This window comes from Brevundimonas intermedia (assembly GCF_027922165.1).
In the GTDB taxonomy this organism is placed as follows: Bacteria; Pseudomonadota; Alphaproteobacteria; order Caulobacterales; family Caulobacteraceae; genus Brevundimonas; species Brevundimonas intermedia.
In genome coordinates this window covers 109,098-126,754 of the sequence record NZ_BSFD01000006.1, presented here as the reverse complement: position 1 = coordinate 126,754, position 17,657 = coordinate 109,098, and the positions used below count along the sequence as shown (strand labels likewise).

16 protein-coding genes are annotated in these 17,657 nt (G+C 67.3%); 9 read left to right on the top strand and 7 right to left on the bottom strand.

Going from position 1 to position 17,657, the window contains the following annotated elements; all coding sequences use genetic code 11:
• Positions 1–46 precede the first annotated feature (46 nt).
• Both PKE72_RS10850 and PKE72_RS10845 read right to left on the bottom strand, forming a co-directional pair.
• Entirely contained in the window at positions 47–931 is an 885-nt protein-coding gene (locus PKE72_RS10850) for a 2-dehydropantoate 2-reductase (RefSeq protein ID WP_271165386.1), read from the bottom strand.
• 10 nt (positions 932–941) lie between these two features.
• The gene (locus PKE72_RS10845) at positions 942–1,841 is read right to left on the bottom strand and encodes a hydrogen peroxide-inducible genes activator (protein ID WP_271165497.1); all 900 of its coding nucleotides are present in this window, start codon (positions 1,839–1,841) and stop codon (positions 942–944) included.
• A 143-nt stretch (positions 1,842–1,984) separates the two neighbouring features.
• On the opposite strand from PKE72_RS10845, the gene katG reads away from it, so the two are divergent.
• Entirely contained in the window at positions 1,985–4,255 is a 2,271-nt protein-coding gene (katG, locus tag PKE72_RS10840; RefSeq protein WP_271165385.1) for a catalase/peroxidase HPI, read from the top strand.
• Positions 4,256–4,324: 69 nt separating this feature from the next.
• Here the strand turns inward: katG and PKE72_RS10835 are convergent, their stop codons facing one another.
• The 3 genes from PKE72_RS10835 to PKE72_RS10825 form a co-directional block, all read right to left on the bottom strand.
• Positions 4,325–5,098, bottom strand: a complete 774-nt coding sequence (locus tag PKE72_RS10835) for a glutaminyl-peptide cyclotransferase (protein WP_271165384.1) — start codon at positions 5,096–5,098, stop codon at positions 4,325–4,327.
• 4 nt (positions 5,099–5,102) lie between these two features.
• Complete coding sequence (locus tag PKE72_RS10830) at positions 5,103–5,930, bottom strand: TerC family protein (RefSeq protein ID WP_271165383.1); 828 nt, start codon at positions 5,928–5,930, stop codon at positions 5,103–5,105.
• A 98-nt stretch (positions 5,931–6,028) separates the two neighbouring features.
• Complete coding sequence (locus PKE72_RS10825; protein WP_271165382.1) at positions 6,029–6,907, bottom strand: endonuclease/exonuclease/phosphatase family protein; 879 nt, start codon at positions 6,905–6,907, stop codon at positions 6,029–6,031.
• 290 nt (positions 6,908–7,197) lie between these two features.
• On the opposite strand from PKE72_RS10825, the gene PKE72_RS10820 reads away from it, so the two are divergent.
• From PKE72_RS10820 to PKE72_RS10790, 7 genes are all read left to right on the top strand, one after another.
• The gene (locus PKE72_RS10820; RefSeq protein WP_271165381.1) at positions 7,198–7,752 is read left to right on the top strand and encodes a F0F1 ATP synthase subunit delta; all 555 of its coding nucleotides are present in this window, start codon (positions 7,198–7,200) and stop codon (positions 7,750–7,752) included.
• 73 nt (positions 7,753–7,825) lie between these two features.
• Positions 7,826–9,358: a F0F1 ATP synthase subunit alpha gene (gene atpA / locus PKE72_RS10815; RefSeq protein WP_271165380.1), complete on the top strand. Its 1,533-nt coding sequence runs from the start codon at positions 7,826–7,828 to the stop codon at positions 9,356–9,358.
• A gap of 35 nt (positions 9,359–9,393) precedes the next feature.
• Positions 9,394–10,272 (top strand): F0F1 ATP synthase subunit gamma, encoded by an 879-nt coding sequence (locus PKE72_RS10810; protein ID WP_271165379.1) that lies wholly within the window; start codon positions 9,394–9,396, stop codon positions 10,270–10,272.
• 37 nt (positions 10,273–10,309) lie between these two features.
• Positions 10,310–11,848: a F0F1 ATP synthase subunit beta gene (atpD, locus tag PKE72_RS10805; RefSeq protein WP_373878095.1), complete on the top strand. Its 1,539-nt coding sequence runs from the start codon at positions 10,310–10,312 to the stop codon at positions 11,846–11,848.
• Between the two features lie 2 nt (positions 11,849–11,850).
• A complete protein-coding gene (locus tag PKE72_RS10800) occupies positions 11,851–12,120 on the top strand; it encodes an ATP synthase F1 subunit epsilon (RefSeq protein ID WP_271165378.1) in 270 nt (89 codons plus the stop codon).
• Between the two features lie 123 nt (positions 12,121–12,243).
• Positions 12,244–12,885, top strand: a complete 642-nt coding sequence (locus tag PKE72_RS10795; RefSeq protein WP_271165377.1) for a hypothetical protein — start codon at positions 12,244–12,246, stop codon at positions 12,883–12,885.
• Positions 12,886–12,940: 55 nt separating this feature from the next.
• Positions 12,941–14,074: a serine hydrolase domain-containing protein gene (locus PKE72_RS10790; RefSeq protein ID WP_271165376.1), complete on the top strand. Its 1,134-nt coding sequence runs from the start codon at positions 12,941–12,943 to the stop codon at positions 14,072–14,074.
• 213 nt (positions 14,075–14,287) lie between these two features.
• On the opposite strand, the gene rarD is transcribed toward PKE72_RS10790, so the two are convergent.
• Together rarD and PKE72_RS10780 are read right to left on the bottom strand one after the other, a co-directional pair.
• Positions 14,288–15,211, bottom strand: coding sequence for an EamA family transporter RarD (gene rarD, locus PKE72_RS10785; RefSeq protein ID WP_271165375.1), 924 nt, complete (start codon positions 15,209–15,211; stop codon positions 14,288–14,290).
• Between the two features lie 137 nt (positions 15,212–15,348).
• Complete coding sequence (locus PKE72_RS10780; RefSeq protein WP_271165374.1) at positions 15,349–16,395, bottom strand: aspartate-semialdehyde dehydrogenase; 1,047 nt, start codon at positions 16,393–16,395, stop codon at positions 15,349–15,351.
• Between the two features lie 141 nt (positions 16,396–16,536).
• On the opposite strand from PKE72_RS10780, the gene zapE reads away from it, so the two are divergent.
• Positions 16,537–17,628: a cell division protein ZapE gene (gene zapE, locus PKE72_RS10775; RefSeq protein WP_271165373.1), complete on the top strand. Its 1,092-nt coding sequence runs from the start codon at positions 16,537–16,539 to the stop codon at positions 17,626–17,628.
• Positions 17,629–17,657: the final 29 nt, after the last annotated feature.

The window sequence follows — 17,657 nt, the reverse complement described above, 5'->3', positions numbered from 1 at the left end:
GCGATCCGCCGGCCCTTTTTGTTTGAGCCCAAAAGCGGGACTGCGCCTACAGCGCCGCCGCGTTCAGCAGGGCGACGATCATGGCGTTGGCCGGGGTCGGGACGCCGCGGCGGGCGCCCAGGCGGACGATGACGCCGTTGCGGGCGTCCAGCTCCATGGGGCGGCCGGCGGCGCGGTCGGCGTGGAGCGAGTTGATCCCGTCCGGGGCGGCGGCGCGATAGCCCGCGATGACCTGATCCGGCAGATCGTCAGGCAGGACGGCGCCTTCCGCCCGGCCGACCGCGACGCATTCGGCGACCAGGGCGCGCATGACGGAGGCGGCGCCCTCGTCATGGGCGATGCCGGAAGGCTTGAGGATCAGGGCGTTGACGGCGCCGGCGCAGTTCAGGGCCAGCTTCCTCCAGGCCTCGGACCGGAAGTCGGGCGTGGTCTCAGCGCGGATCGGCGTATGGGCGAACAGGGCGGCGAAGGCGCGGCCGGCCGCATCGTCGGGCGTCTTGATCCAGCCGTCGCGCCTTTGGCGGATCCGGCCCGGCGCCCGGCGTTCGGCCGGGATGTCCACCACGGCGGGGACCAGGCAGTCGGCGGGCGCGCGGTCGGCGAAGGGGGGCAGATGCTCGACCCCGTTGCGGAGAACGGCGACCCGGGTTTCGGGTCCGACGAGAGCGTCGAGCCAGGTCAGGGTCGAGGCGGTGTCATAGGTCTTGGTGGCCACGATCACCCAGTCGACCGGCGTCAGACCGTCCGGGCGGGTCGCGATCGTCGGCGTGGCGGCGATCGAGCCGCCGGGGGTTTCGATCTCCAGGTCCGCAAACGGCGTGCGGGCGCAGACCAGGACGTCGAAATCCGCGCGTTGCGCCAGCCAGGCCGCCACCGTGCCGCCGATGGCGCCGGGACCGATCACGGCGATCCTGATCTTGGCCTCCGTCATCCTGCGACCCTCAATCCAGTTTCAGCGCCTCGGCCAACAGCCGAGCTTCGGCCGCGCGGCTGGAGCCGGAGCGCCAGGCGACGACGATTTCGCGGTGGGGCGGGGCGCCGTCGGCCTGGTTTTCGAAGGCGCGGATGACGACCGAGGGGGTGTCGGCCAGCCCGGCCTGGACCGCCATCTTCGGCAGGAAGCTGACCCCCAGGCCCGATCCGACCATCTGGACCAGGGTGTGCAGGCTGGTGGCGGCGAAGACGTCGTCGCCGCGCGGGGCCTCGATGTCCAGCGCCGCCAGGGCGTGGTCGCGCAGACAGTGGCCGTCTTCCAGCAGGATCAGATCTTCGGCCCGCAGCGAACCGGGCCGGATCGGGCCGGGGGCGGCCAGGGCGTGGTCGTGGGGGGCGGCGGCCAGGATCTCGTCGTCGCCGATGCGGGCGTGTTCGACCCCCGGCGCGTCATAGGGCAGGGCGATGACGGCGGCGTCGACCTGGCCTGCTTTCAAGGCGGCGATCAGACGGGGCGTCAGGTCCTCGCGGATGAACAGCTTCAGGTTCGGGTAGGCGGTCTTCAGCGACGGCAATTTGGCGGGCAGCAGGAAGGGGGCCACGGTCGGGATGACGCCCAGGCGGAATCGGCCAGACAGCAGCCGGCCCGCGTTCTTGGCCGCCTCGACCAGATCCTCGGTCCGGGCCAGGACGTCCTCGGCCCGGCGCACGGCCTCGACCCCCACGGCGGTCATGATGACGGCCCCGCGCGCCCGCTCGACCACGGGGGCGCCCAGGATCCGCTCCAGCTCCTGAACCCCGGCGCTGAGGGCGGGCTGACTGACGTGGGCGGCCTCGGCGGCGCGGGAGAAACTGCCGTGTTCGGCGAGAAGCTTCAGATACTGGAGTTGACGCAGGGTGGGGAGCATGGCGAGCGAATAGGGCAAGCCTATACAAATATCAAAGATAATCGATTGGCCTTATGAAGCTGGGCCGTGCAGGAATAGCCACATCGACGAAGGGGCTATCGCCAACGCGCCCGTCGCATCGCGCCATCACAGGGAAGACCGCCATGACAACCGAAGCCAAATGCCCGTTCTCAGGCGCCACGACCGAGTCGGTGGCCGGGGGCGGCGTCCAGAACCGCGACTGGTGGCCGGGGCAGCTGCGTACTGATCTGCTGAACCAGCACTCGTCGCGGTCGAACCCGCTGGGCGAGGGGTTCAACTATCGCGAGGCCTTCTCCAAACTGGACTATGAGGCGCTGAAGAACGACCTGCGCCAGCTGATGACGGACTCGCAGGACTGGTGGCCGGCGGACTTTGGGCATTACGGGCCGCAGTTCATCCGCATGGCCTGGCACAGCGCGGGCACCTATCGGGTCGGCGACGGACGGGGCGGCGGCGGTCGTGGCCAGCAGCGGTTCGCGCCGCTGAACTCGTGGCCGGACAATGTGAACATCGACAAGTCGCGCCGCCTGCTGTGGCCGATCAAGCAGAAATACGGCCAGGCCATATCCTGGGCAGACCTGTTCATCCTGACCGGCAATGTGGCCCTGGAGACCATGGGCTTCCGCACCTTCGGCTTCGCCGGCGGGCGCGAGGACACCTGGGAGCCGGATCAGGACGTCTACTGGGGTCGCGAGACGACCTGGCTGGGCGGCGACGAGCGGTACTCGCGGGGTTCGCACGGCGTCGAAAAGCCGGCTGACGAGGCCGTGCTGGTCGCGGACGACACCGCCGACGGCGTCCAGCATACGCGCGATCTGGAGAACCCGCTGGCGGCGGTGCAGATGGGCCTGATCTACGTCAACCCGGAAGGCCCGGACGGCAATCCCGATCCGGTCGCTGCGGCGCGCGATATCCGCGACACCTTTGCGCGGATGGCGATGAACGACGAGGAGACGGTCGCCCTGATCGCCGGCGGCCACACCTTCGGCAAGACCCACGGCGCCGGCCCGGCCGACCACGTCGGCCCCGAGCCCGAGGCCGAGGGCCTGGAAGCCCAGGGCCTGGGCTGGACCTCCAGCTTCGGCAGCGGATCGGGCGGCGACGCCATTACCAGCGGTCTGGAAGTGACCTGGACCCAGACGCCGGCCCAGTGGAGCAATTTCTTCTTCGAGAACCTGTTCGGCTTCGAATGGGAGCTGGAGAAGTCGCCGGCCGGCGCTCACCAGTGGGTGGCCAAGGACGCGGGCGCGATCATCCCCGACGCCCATGATCCGACCAAGATGCGTCGCCCGACCATGCTGACCACGGACCTGTCGCTGCGGTTCGACCCGGAATACGAGAAGATCTCGCGCCGCTTCCTCAACAATCCGCAGGCCTTCGCCGAGGCCTTCGCCCGCGCCTGGTTCAAGCTGACCCACCGCGATCTGGGTCCGCGCTCGCGCTACGTGGGCCCGGAAGTCCCCAAGGAGGAGCTGGTCTGGCAGGACCCCGTGCCGGCCGTCGATCATCCGCTGATCGACGCCGCCGATGCGGCCGCCTTGAAGGCCCAGGTGCTGGCCACGGGTCTGAGCGTTTCGGAACTGGTCGGCGTGGCCTGGGCCTCGGCCTCGACCTTCCGGGGCGGGGACAAGCGCGGCGGCGCCAACGGCGCGCGCATCCGGCTGGCGCCGCAGAAGGACTGGGCCGTCAACCAGCCCGAGCAGTTGCAGCGGGTGCTGAAGACCCTGGAAGGCGTGCAGTTCGCCTTCAACCAGGAACAGGTCGGCGGCAAGAAGGTGTCTCTGGCCGACTTGATCGTGCTGGCCGGCGCCGCCGGCGTCGAACAGGCGGCCAAGGCGGCGGGGCATGAGGTCGTCGTGCCCTTCACGCCCGGTCGGACGGACGCCAGCCAGGCCCTGACGGACGTCGAATCCTTCAGCTATCTGGAGCCCGTCGCCGACGGCTTCCGCAACTATCAGAAGGCCCGCTACGCCGTTCCCGCCGAATCCCTGCTGATCGACCAGGCCCAGCGTCTGACCCTGACCGCGCCAGAGATGACGGCGCTGATCGGGGGGCTGCGGGCCATCAACATCAATGTGGGCGGTTCGACCCACGGGGTGCTGACGGATCGGCCGGGCGCCCTGACCAACGACGTCTTCGTCAACCTGCTGGACATGGGCGTGAAGTGGTCGGCCTCTTCGTCAGCCAAGGATTTGTTCGACGGTCGTGATCGCAAGACCGGAGAACTGCGCTGGACCGGCACGCGCGTCGATCTGGTGTTCGGCTCAAACGCCGTGCTGCGCGCCCTGGCCGAGGTCTATGCCGAGGCGGATGGACAGAAGAAGCTGGTCCACGACTTCGTGGCGGCCTGGGCCCGGGTCATGGAGCTGGACCGGTTCGACCTGCACGGCTGATCAAGGCCGGAGCAGAGGCGGCGAGGGGGCGGACGCATGCAGGCGTCCGCCCCCTCGCTGTTTCCGGGGTCAGCGCAACTTGATCTCGAACAGCTGCGGCCAGCGTTTGCCGGTGACGAACAGGCGTTTGCCGGCGGCGTCCCAGGCGATGCCGTTCAGGACGTCGTCGTTCGGGTCCAGGCCCGCATCCTGGGGGACCAGGGCCGTCAGGTCGATGAAGGCCTTGACCACGCCGGTCTCCGGGTCGATGCGGGCGATGCGGTTGTCCTGCCACAGGTTGGCGAAGACCTCGCCGTCGATCCACTCGAGCTCGTTGATCTGATCCAGCGGCTTGCCGTCGGCGGTGACGGAGACGCGGCCGGTCTCGGCCAGGGTGTCGGGATCGAGGAAGCGCAGCTGGTCGGTGCCGTCGCTCATGATCAGCCGCCGCCCGTCGGTGGTCAGGGCCCAGCCTTCTCCCGGATAGGAGAAGCCGCCCAGGGGCGAGAAGTCGTCCAGCTTCCAGATGAATCCGATGTGGTTGCGCCAGGTCAGGCTGTAGAGCTTGCCGTTCAGCGTGGTCATGCCCTCGCCGAAATAGACGGTCGGCAGGTCGCGCTGGCGCAGAACCTCGCCGGTCTCGAGCTGAACCTGGCGGATGAAGGACGGGTACATACCCGTGCTCTCGTACAGCGCCCCCTGATGGAAGAAGAGGCCCTCGGTGAAGGCCGTCTTGTCGTGCGGATAGGCGCGCACGACCTCATAGGCCTGAACCGGAACCTCCGCCCGGGAGGGAAGGAACCCGCCCGCCGCCAGCAACAGACCGGCGGTGAGGCCGGCGAGGCGTGACGACAGGCGGATCATCGGCTCAGGCCTTCTCGGCGGCGGCTTCCGCCTCGGCCTTGCGGGCGCGGGCCTCGGCCTGGTCGGCCTGGGCGCGGGCGGCCGTGGCCTTTTCCTTCTTGGTCGCGGAGCGGCGACCCATCATGTTCAGGGCCTCCACACCGGCCGAGAAGGCCATGGCGGCGTAGATATAGCCCTTGGGCACATGATAGCCGAAGCCGTCGGCGATCAGCACCATGCCGATCATCAGCAGGAAGCCGAGGGCCAGCATGACGACGCTGGGGTTCTCGTTGATGAAGTTGGCCAGGGGATCTGCGGCCAGCAGCATGACGGTCACGGCGACCAGCACCGCGATCACCATGATCGGCAGGTGCTCGGTCATGCCGACGGCGGTCAGGATCGAGTCGATCGAGAAGACCAGGTCCAGCAGGATGATCTGGAAGATCGCCGCGCCGGCGTTGTTGATCATCACATCCTTCTTGTCCATCACGTCATGGCTGGGCGTGGGATCGACGGTGTGGTGGATCTCCTTGGTGGCCTTCCAGACCAGGAACAGGCCGCCCGCGATCAGGATCAGATCCTTCCACGAGAACTCGTTGCCCATGACGGTGAAGACGGGCTGAACCAGGCCGACCAGCCAGGCGATGATCGACAGCAGGGCCAGGCGCATGACCAGCGCCAGGCCGATGCCGATGCGCCGGACTTTCTGGCGCTGATGCTCGGGCAGTTTGTTCGACAGGATCGAGATGAAGATCAGGTTGTCGATGCCGAGTACGACCTCCATCACAATGAGCGTCACCAGCGCGGCCCAGGCGGCCGGGTCGGAGAGCAGGGGCGTAATGCTGTCGAGCATGAGGTGTCCTAGAGGGAAAAGCGTCAGCGTAAAGCGCTAGGGCCGAAGCGAGTTCCGATCAAGCGAAGGGGTGCGGCGTCATGGTCGCACCCCACCCTTCAGGGCCGTGTGGGCGAGACATCCACCACGACAGGGAAATGGTCCGAAATCACCTGACCCGCGAAGGAGTCGGTGGGGACGCCATATCTGATCGCCGACAGGCTGGGGCCGATGAAGACGTGGTCGATGGCGACCCCCTCATTGTCCTTGGCGATGTCGAAGTCGTTGTAGGTGCCGGCCGGGCCGAAGACGACGGGGCTGACCGCGCGGGCGTCGCGCAGACCCGAGGCGACGATACGCCGATAGGGGGCGCTGTCCGGGCCGGTATTGAAATCACCCATCAGCACCACCGACGCGGTCACGCCGTCGATAAAGGCCGGCGCCATGTCAGCGGCCAGTGCGGCGCATTCTTCGCGGGCGATCACGCCGACATGGTCGAAATGGGCGTTGCGGACATCCAGCAGGCCGCCGTCGATCCGGTCGCGCAGGACGACGCGGGTGATGGTGCGGGGGAGGGCGGCGTCCCAGCCCCTGGACGGCCGGTCCGGCGTGAGCGAGCACCACAGGGTCTGGGTGCTGACGGTCTCGAACCGGGCGCGACGCCAGAACAGGGTGGTGGTCTCGCCCGTCTGGGCGCCGTCGTCGCGACCGAGGCCGTAATGATCATAGGCCGGCGCCTGTTCGGCCAGATAGGCGACCATGTGCGGCAGGGCCTCCTGCACCCCCAGAACGTCGGGATCGAAGAAGGCGATCTGGCGCGCCATGTGCGGGCGACGCTGTGTCCAGTTCGGAACATCGTCAGCCCCGTCGTAGCGGATGTTGTAGCTCATCAGCCGCACAGGGCGTGCGGCGTCCGAGGCTGTAGGCTGGGCTGCAGAGGCCGAGGTCAGGGCGGCGAAGGCGACCGCGACGGCGATCAGCAGGGCGGCAGGCTTCATCTTGGATCTCGGATATTGAGGCTCGGGGCGGATTGTTAAGGCGGCATATCCCATGCGGGGATGACCGGTGTGCGACACGCCGCGCGGGCGCTTGTGACGGGGTGCGGCCTTATCGCCCTTCACGCAATGTTGCGAGCGGCAAAACCCCGTGCTATCAGGCGCCCGGCTTGAAGGGGGCGTATTCACGAATACGGCCTCTATCGTGCTTTCCGTAAGCATTTCAGGCTTTTGACCGTTGCGACCCTCGCAATCGGTCGCGACCCTGACACAACGACCTCGGACCCTAATCAGTGGCTGATGATTTCAGAACGACGGAAGTCGGCGATCGCTACGCACAGGCGCTGTTTGATCTGGCGCTGGAAACCGGCCGCCTGGACGCCGTCCGTGCTGACCTGACGTCGCTGAAGGCCGCCTGGATCGAGAGCGCCGACCTGCGCCGCCTGGCGACCTCGCCGGTCATTTCGGCCGAGGATCAGGGCAAGGGCCTGGTCGCCATCGCCGCCAAGGCGAAGTTCGAGCAGACCACCGCCAACTTCCTGGGCCTGCTGGCCCAGAACCATCGCGCCAAGGACTTGCCGGGCGTGATCGCCGGGTTTGAGGCCCGCTACGCCAAACACGCAGGCATCGTCGCCGCCGAGGTCGTCTCGGCCCAGCCGCTGGACGCCAAACAGACCGCCGCCATCACTGCGGCCCTGTCCAAGAGCCTGGGCAAGGCGCCGGAACTGACCACGCGGGTCGATCCGGCTATCCTGGGCGGCCTGAAGATCAAGGTCGGCTCGAAACTGTTCGACGCCTCGCTGAAGACCAAGCTCGACCAGATGAAGTTCGCCCTCAAGCGGGCCTAAGGTCCGCTCCCGCCACCACGAATGCGCGCCTGATCGGCGCACCCGCAGAAGACTGAAGAACAGAGAGCCCGTCATGGACATCCGCGCCGCTGAAATCTCGGCCATCCTCAAGTCGCAGATCGCCAACTTCGGCGTCGAAGCCGATGTCTCCGACGTCGGCAGCGTGCTGTCGGTCGGCGACGGCATCGCCCGCATCCACGGTCTGGACAATGTCCAGGCCGGCGAAATGGTCGAGTTCACCAAGGCCGGCGTGAAGGGCATGGCCCTGAACCTGGAACGCGACAATGTGGGCGCCGTGATCTTCGGCGCCGACGCCGCCATCGCCGAGGGCGACGACGTGCGCCGCCTGGGCGAGATCGTGGACGTGCCGGTCGGCAAGGGTCTGCTGGGCCGCGTCGTCAACCCGCTGGGCGAGCCGATCGACGGCAAGGGCCCGATCCAGTTCACCGAGCGCCGCCGCGTCGACGTCAAGGCGCCGGGCATCATCCCCCGCAAGTCGGTTCACGAGCCGATGCAGACCGGCCTGAAGGCCATCGACACCCTGATCCCCGTCGGCCGCGGCCAGCGCGAGCTGATCATCGGCGACCGTCAGGTCGGCAAGACCGCCGTCGCCGTCGACGCCATCCTGAACCAGAAGAACGTCAACAAGACCGATGACGAGAGCGCCAAGCTCTATTGCATCTACGTCGCCATCGGCCAGAAGCGTTCGACCGTCGCCCAGATCGTCAAGACTCTCGAAGAGTCGGGCGCGCTGGAATACACCATCGTCGTCGCCGCCACGGCTTCGGAACCGGCCCCGCTGCAGTTCCTGGCGCCCTTCGCCGGCACCGCCATGGGCGAGTTCTTCCGCGACAACGGCATGCACGCCCTGATCGTCTATGACGACCTTTCCAAGCAGGCTGTGGCCTATCGCCAGATGTCCCTGCTGCTGCGCCGCCCGCCGGGCCGCGAAGCCTATCCGGGCGACGTCTTCTACCTGCACAGCCGCCTGCTCGAGCGCTCGGCCAAGCTGAACGCCGACTACGGCTCGGGCTCGATGACCGCCCTGCCGATCATCGAGACCCAGGCCAACGACGTCTCGGCCTATATCCCGACCAATGTGATCTCGATCACCGACGGCCAGATCTTCCTGGAATCGGACCTGTTCTACCAGGGCATCCGTCCCGCCGTGAACGTCGGCATCTCGGTGTCGCGCGTCGGCTCCTCGGCCCAGACCAAGGCGATGAAGAAGGTCGCCGGCACCATCAAGGGCGAACTGGCCCAGTATCGCGAGATGGCCGCTTTCGCCAAGTTCGGCTCGGACCTTGACGCCTCGACCCAGAAGCTTCTGGCCCGCGGCGAACGCCTGACCGAGCTGCTGAAGCAGCCGCAGTATTCGCCGCTGGCGATGGAAGAACAGGTCGTCTCGGTCTACGCCGGCACGCGCGGCTATATCGACGGGATCGCCGTGGGCGACGTCGGCCGGTTCGAGAAGGAGCTGCTGGCCCGCATCCACGCGAACCACGCCTCGCTGCTGGACGGCATCCGCACCAAGAAGGACCTGACCGCCGACCTCGAGGCCGAGCTGAAGGACATCCTGGCCGCCTTCGTCAAGACCTTCGCCTGAACCCCGCCGGTTAGTTAGAGGAAGAGCAAAGCCGGATGGCCAGCCTCAAGGAAATGCGCAATCGGATCGGAAGCGTGAAAGCCACGCAGAAGATCACGAAGGCCATGCAGATGGTCGCCGCGGCCAAGCTGAAACGCGCCCAGGACCAGGCCGAGAGCGCCCGGCCCTATGCGCGCAAGATGGCCTCGGTCATCGCCAACCTCGCCGCCGGCGTCTCGGGCGCCGACGCGCCCAAGCTGCTGTCGGGCACGGGTCAGGACCAACGTCACCTGATCGTGGTGGCGACGGCGGACAAGGGTCTGGCGGGCGGTTTCTCGACCAACGTCATCCGCGCCGCGCGCGAGCGGATCAACAGCCTGATCGCCAACGGCAAGGACGTGGCCATCATCGCCGTCGGCCGCAAGTCGCGCGATCAGCTGACGCGTCTTTACGGCGCCAAGGTGGTTCACACCTTCGAGCTGAGCGCCCAGAAGACCGTCGGCCTGCCTCTGGCCCAGCCGGTCGCCGAAATGATTGCTACGGCGTTCGAGAACGGCCAGGCCGATGTGGTCACCCTGTTCTACAGCCAGTTCAAGTCGGTCATCCAGCAGGTCCCGACCGGCAAGCAGCTGATCCCGGCCGTGGTCGAAGGCGACGCGGCCCCGATCGACCTGAACGGCGCGGTCTATGACTACGAGCCCTCGGAAGAGGAAATCCTCGAGACCCTGCTGCCGCGCAACCTGACGACCCAGATCCTGGCCGCCCTGTACGAGAATCAGGCCGGCTTCTTCGGGTCGCAGATGGCGGCTATGGACAACGCCACGCGCAACGCCGGCGACCTCATCAACGCCCTGACGCTGCAATACAACCGCAAGCGCCAAGCCCAGATCACCACCGAGCTGATCGAGATCATCGCCGGCGCCGAAGCCCTCTGATCCCGACCGAACAGACATTCCGATACGGACCCCAGCCATGACCGACACCGTCGCCCCCAAGAAGCCCGCCGCCCGCAAACCCGCCGTCAAGAAGGCGCCCGCCGCCTCGACCGCGCCGGGCTCCGTCGTCGCCACCGGCAAGATCGCCCAGGTCATCGGCGCCGTCGTGGACGTCGAGTTCACCGGCCATCTGCCGGCGATCCTGAACGCCCTGCACACCCAGAACATCGACCAGAAGACGGGCGAACCCTTCACCCTGGTTCTGGAAGTCGCCCAGCACCTGGGTGAGAACATGGTCCGCACCATCTCGATGGACACGACCGAAGGCCTGACGCGCGGTCAGCCCGTGTCGGACACCGGATCGTCGATCCAGGCGCCGGTCGGCCCCGGCACCCTGGGCCGCATCATGAACGTCGTCGGCCAGCCGATCGACGAGCAGGGCCCGATCAAGACCGCCGAATACCGCCCGATCCACAAGGAAGCGCCCTCGTTCGAGGAGCAGTCCACCTCGTCGGAAATCCTGGTCACGGGCATCAAGGTCATCGACCTGATGTGCCCCTACACCAAGGGCGGCAAGATCGGCCTGTTCGGCGGCGCCGGCGTCGGTAAGACCGTCACCATGCAGGAACTGATCAACAATATCGCCAAGGCGTACGGCGGTTATTCGGTTCTGGCCGGCGTGGGCGAGCGCACGCGCGAAGGCAACGACCTGTATCACGAGATGATCGAGTCGAACGTGAACGTGGACCCGGCCAAGAACGGCGGTTCGACCGAGGGCTCCAAGTGCGCCCTGGTCTATGGCCAGATGAACGAGCCCCCCGGCGCCCGCGCCCGCGTCGCCCTGACCGGCCTGTCCATCGCCGAGTACTTCCGCGACGAGGAGGGCAAGGACGTCCTGCTGTTCGTCGACAACATCTTCCGCTTCACCCAGGCCGGTTCCGAAGTGTCGGCTCTGCTGGGCCGCATCCCCTCGGCCGTGGGCTATCAGCCGACGCTGGCGACCGAGATGGGCAACCTGCAAGAGCGGATCACCTCGACCAAGAAGGGCTCGATCACCTCGGTCCAGGCCATCTATGTGCCCGCCGACGACCTGACCGACCCGGCGCCCGCCGCCTCCTTCGCCCACCTGGATGCGACCACGGTTCTGAACCGCGACATCGCCGCCCAGGCCATCTTCCCCGCCGTCGACCCGCTGGACTCCACCTCGCGGATCATGGACCCGCTGGTCATCGGCGAGGAGCACTACAACGTCGCCCGTTCGGTCCAGGAAGTGCTGCAGCAGTACAAGGGCCTGAAGGACATCATCGCCATCCTCGGCATGGACGAGCTGTCGGAAGAGGACAAGCTGGTCGTGTCGCGCGCCCGCAAGATCCAGCGCTTCCTGTCGCAGCCCTTCTTCGTGGCCGAACAGTTCACCAACTCGCCCGGCAAGTTCGTCGAGCTGGCCGACACGATCCGCTCGTTCAAGGGCATCGTCGCCGGTGAGTACGACCACCTGCCGGAAGCCGCCTTCTACATGGTCGGCGCGATCGAAGAGGCCGTCGCCAAGGCCGAGAAGATGGCGTCGGAAGCCTGATCATGGCCGGCAAGCTGAACTTCTCCCTCGTCTCGCCGGAACGCGAGGTCTTTTCGGGCCTTGTGGACCAGGTGGATGCGCCGGGCGTCGAGGGCGACTTCGGCGTCCTGCCGGACCACGCCCCCTTCATGACCGCCCTGCGCGAGGGGCTGGTGACCGTCTACGTCGGCGGGGCCAAGACCCAGTACGACGTCAAGGGCGGCTTCGCCGACGTCAACGGCGAAGGCCTGACCATCCTGGCCGAACAGGCGACCGAGGTCGTCGCGGCCTAATCTGCACTGCCGGATCGAATGATTCGAGGCCCCGTGCTCCGGCGCGGGGCCTTTTCGTCATGCGGCTCCTGACTTGATCCAGGCGAGTGTTTCTGCAACCTTCAGGCATCGCAGGGGCTGGTGATGTCGAAATCCGAACGGACGACCGGTGGCGGCGGAACGCGCCGGGTTTGGGCGACCCTGGTTGGGGCGTGCCTAATCGGGGCTTTGCTCAGCGGCTTTGCCGGACAGGCGGACGAAGGGCGCTCCACCCGGCGTGCGCCGTATGCCGCGCTGACTTCTCCGACCGCCGCCATGACCATCGTCTTTTCAGACGTTTGCCTGACGGCTGTGCGCGATGGGACGTCGATCGAGGCATTGGCCCTGGATCACTACCTACGCCCGGTCCCGCCCCGCTTGACGGGTTCGCCGACGGCGACGGCGGCGTGGAGACTGGCCTCCTATTCCAAGGTCTTCGTGGTCGCGCTGCCCAACGGCGGATGTTCCGCCTCGGTGGAAGGGGGAAATCCCGAGGGGCTGGAAGCGGCGGCCTTGGCGCTGTTGCCGCGCTATGGCGACTTCGTTGAGGGGCAGACCCTTCCAGCTGAGGACAACACCCGTACCGTGTGGTGTACCGCTGAGACGTCCAGGCCGTTGATCGTCGTCCTGGTTCGACGGACCCAGGGCCGTCGCCCGGCCTTCGTCGCCAACATCTTTCGGGCGGAGTCCACGCGTCCGTCCTTCTGCGCGCCCGCGCGGCCGATGACGGCGCCGTCTCCGACCTAAACGCACCGGGCCTGCCACTTCCCCCGCAGGCGGGGGAAGGTCTATGAACGCGACCATGACCGAAGCTCTCGATATCCATGGCGTCTGCGATCCGCGTTTTGCGGCGGTGAAGGACGTTTTCGCCGCCAATTTCACTGATGCGCCCGAGGGTCTGAACGAGGTGGGGGCGCGCTTCTGTGTGATGATCGAGGGGGCGCCGGTCGTCGATCTGTGGGCCGGGCACGCCGACACGGCGAAGACGGCGCCCTTTACCGAGACGACCCTGACGCCGGTCTTCTCGACCGGCAAGGCGGTGATGGCCCTGTTGATGGCCACGGCGGTCGAGGCGGGCAAGGTCGCCTATGACGAGAAGGTCTCCCACATCTGGCCCGCCTTCGGCCAGGCGGGGAAGGAAGGGGTCACGGTCGCCCAGCTGATGAGCCATCAGGCGGGCCTGCCGGGCTTCTCCGAGGCGGTGGAGCCGTCGCTGTGGTTCGATCCGGCCGCGGTCAACGGCCGGCTGGCGGCCCAGGCGCCGATGTGGGCGCCGGGCACGGCCTCAGGCTATCACCCGGTCACGGTCGGCTATCTGGCCAATGAGGTCTTTCGGCTGACGACGGGGCGGACCATGGGCCAAGCCCTGCGCGCCGACTTCGCCGAGCTGGACCTGTGGATCGGCCTGCCGGAAGACCAGCACGGGCGGGTGGCCCAGATGCGCAAGCCGTCGGCGGCGCCCAGCCTTGGGACGGTGGACCCGATCAAGCAGGCGGCCTTCCTGGACCGGGGCTCGGCGCCGGGCGGGCGCGGCTCGGCCGAATGGCGCAAGATGGAGATCCCCTCGGCCAATATGCACGCGACGGCGGCGGGTCTGGCCCGGATGCTGGGCGTCGCGGCCAATGACGGCATGCTGGACGGACGCCGGGTGCTGTCCAAGGGGGTTTTGCGGGATCTGACGCGCGAGCGGATCCACGGTCCGGACAAGGTGCTGCCCTATGTGATCAGCTGGGCGGCGGGGCTGATGCGCAATGACGGGCTGAACGTCTTCGGGCCGGGCGAGTCCCTGGGCCACTATGGCTGGGGCGGGTCGATGGCCATGGCCGATCCGTCGCGCCGCCTGTCGGCCGCCTATGTGATGACGCGCCAGTCGCCGCACCTGATCGGCGACCCGCGCCCCCGGCGGCTGCTGGAGGCGGTGTACGGGGCCGTCTGAGCAAGACCGGGGCGGGCGAATTGCACGGCGCAGACGAAATCAGTGCAATGTGCAAAAGAGTGCAATTCCGGCCTCCCGGCGGATCGATGACCCGAGGAGCCTAACCCGGTTTCCAACCCAGGCGAGGTGATCGTCTTTTCGCGGGATCAAGTCGCTGGAAACTCAGGATGTCTTCGCCGGAATTGCGCGCGCAGACGCCCTCCAGCCTTCCCATTACCCCGGTTCAGTCAGGGCCACGGCGCGGCGTGCGGCGCGCGACCGCGAGGCGGCGCCCAGTGCGAATACGCCGGCCCCGGCCCAGATGAAGACGAAGGAGATGATCCGCAACGGCGTCAGGGCCTCGCCCGCCCAGACGCCGCAGGCGAACTGGAGCGTGGGCGCCAGGAACTGGATGAAGCCGATGGTGGACAGGGGCAGACGCCGCGCCGACCAGGCGAACAGAACCAGGGGAATGACCGTCGCCGGGCCGTTGACCAGGGCCCAGGCCAGGCCGGCGGGCGAGGAAAAGCCGGTCGCCTGGCCGTGCGTCGCCAGCCAGGCCAGGAAGACCGCGCCGATGGGCAGCAGCACAAGACATTCGACGAACAGCCCGGTCTGGGCCGAGGCAGGCACGCGCTTCCTGATCACCGCATAGGCGCAGAAGGTGACGGCCAGGGTCAGGCCGATGATCGGCACATGGCCTAGGGCTATGGTCTGGATCACGACCCCGACGGCGGCCAGGGCGATGGCGACGGCGCTCCAGCGGTCGATCCGTTCACGGAACAACACCGCCCCCGCCGCCATGTTCAGCAGAGGGTTGATATAATAGCCGAGACTGGCCTCCAGCGTCGCATGGTGGGTGGTGGCGAAGACATAGAGGCTCCAGTTGGTGGCGATCATCGCCGCCGACAAACCCAGCCAGGCCAGGGTGCGCGGCGTCGCCAGCACCCGCTTCGCCTCGCCCCACTGGCCCGCCAGCAGCAGGAACAGACCCGCCACGAACACCGACCAGACGGCCCGGTGGGCCAGGATCTCGGGTGCGCCGAACCCGTGGGCCGCCATGGCCATGAACAGCAGCGGCAGCAGGCCCCACAGGCTGTAGCAGGCGATGGCGGTGGCGACCGCGCGGGGATCGTTGGGGGTGGCGGCGGCGGTCATGGGGTCCTTCATCCCCCGCCGTCATCCTCGGGCTTGACCCGAGGATCGGGCACGGCGGGCGCTGGTGCGTCGCTCGTTCGCACCAGCGGCGGAACATCCGGTCCTCGGGTCAAGCCCGAGGATGACGGGGTGGAGCGTCAGACGGTGATCGAACGATACCCCGACGACGAGGTGATCACGCCGGTCTCGTCCAGCAGCTGGGCGATCTGGACGGCGTTCAGGGCGGCGCCCTTGCGCAGGTTGTCGGACACGATCCACAGGTTCAGGCCGTTCTCGACGGTGGGATCCTTGCGGATGCGCGACACATAGACGGCGTGTTCGCCGGCGGCGTCGACGGGGGTGATGTAGCCGTCGTGCTCCTGCTTATCGATCACCAGCACGCCTGGCGCCTCGCGCAGGATGGCGCGGGCCTCGTCCGGGGCGAGGGGGCGGTCGAACTCGATGTTCACGGCCTCGGAGTGGCCCACGAAGACCGGCACGCGCACGCAGGTGACGGTGACCTTGATGTCGGGGTCCAGCATCTTGTGGGTCTCGTCCGACATCTTCTGCTCCTCGTCGGTCGAGCCGTCCTCGAGGAAGGACCCGATATAGGGGATGACGTTGAAGGCGATCTGTTTCGGGAACTTCTTCGGACGCGCGTCGCCCAGGCCGTAGATGGCCTTGGTCTGGTTCCACAGCTCGTCCATGCCTTCCTTGCCGGCGCCGGACACCGACTGATAGGTCGAGACCACCACCCGCTTGATCTTGGCCGCATCGTGCAGGGGCTTCAGCGCCGTGACCAGCTGGATGGTCGAACAGTTGGGGTTGGCGATGATGTTCTTCTTCTTGGCGTCCTTGACCGCGTCGGGGTTCACCTCGGGCACGATCAGGGGCACGTCGGCGTCCTTGCGGAAGGCCGAGGAGTTGTCGATCACGATGGGGCCGGCCTTGCCGATCTTCTCGGACCAGGCGCGCGAGACCTCGCCGCCGGCCGACATCAGGACCAGGTCGACCTTGGAGAAGTCGAACTGTTCGATGTCCTGGCATTTGATGGTCTTGTCGCCGAACGAGACCTCGACGCCCTTGGACTTGCGCGAGGCGATGGCGTGGATTTCATCGACGGGGAATTCCAGCTCCTCGAGGATGTTCAGCATTTCGCGGCCCACATTGCCCGTGGCCCCGACGATCGCGACGCGATAACCCATGATGCTTAGTCCTTCGGACGCGCTATCGCTCGGCCCACGGGGCCTCGCTGCTTGAGCGCGATGTGTTGTGTGGTGTGCAAATAGGCGTTCGCAGCCGCGAAGCAATCGCTTTTCGGCGGCGGGGACTTTAAGCAGGGGCTCATGACCTCCCGCATCCGAAACGCCTACGACATCCGCGTGGAAGAGGGCGTGCTGACGCCCGATCCGGCCCAGGCCGAAGTCCTGGTCGCCCTGGAGCGACTGGAGCGCGATCTGGCTAAACGCGGCCTGTTCGGGCGGCCGCCTGAGGTGAAGGGGATTTATCTGTGGGGACCGCCGGGACGGGGCAAGTCCATGCTGATGGACCTGTTCTATTCAGCCACGCCCGAGCCCCGGAAGACCCGGGCTCATTTCCACGCCTTCATGGCCCGGATCCACGACCTGGTGCGCCAGTGGCGCGAGGGGGATGCGAAGACTCGCAAGGCCGTGTTCGGGACGCACAAGGGCGACGATCCCATTCCCCCCATCGCCAAGCTGATCGCCTCCGAAGCCCGGCTGCTGTGTTTCGACGAGCTGCAGGTGACGGACATCGCCGACGCCATGATCCTGGGCCGGCTGTTCGAGGCCCTGTTCGAGGACAAGGTGGTGCTGGCCATCACCTCGAACCGGGCGCCCGAGGATCTGTACAAGAACGGCATCAATCGCCAGCTCTTCACCCCCTTTATCGACATCATCCGTGATCGGTGCGCCGTGGTGCAGACGGCGGGGGCGCGCGACTGGCGGCTGGATCGGCTGAGTTCGGCCCAGGTCTGGCATACGCTCGACGACCGCGCCGGGTTCGAGGATCTGTGGCGCGAGCTGAAGGGGGGCGAGCCGGAGGAACCGGCGCATCTGACCGTGCTGGGGCGCGATGTCGTGGTGGAGCGGACCGTGGGGTCGATGGCGCGGGCCAGCTTTGCGGATCTGTGCGGCCGGCCGCTGGGGCCGCAGGATTATCTGGCCATCGCCGAACGGTTCCACACCCTGTTCTTGGAAGACGTGCCGATCCTGAGTTCGGCCAACCACCACGAGGCGCGGCGTCTGGTGACCCTGGTGGACGCCCTGTACGAGGCCAAGACCAAGCTGATCGTCCTGGCCGCCGCCCGGCCCGAGGCCCTCTATACCGAAGGGGTGGGGGCGTTCGAGTTCGAACGGACCGTGTCGCGGTTCAACGAGATGCAGAGCAAGGACTGGCTGGCCCACGTGCGGGAGTGAAATGGCTTCCCTCTCCCGCTGGGAGAGGG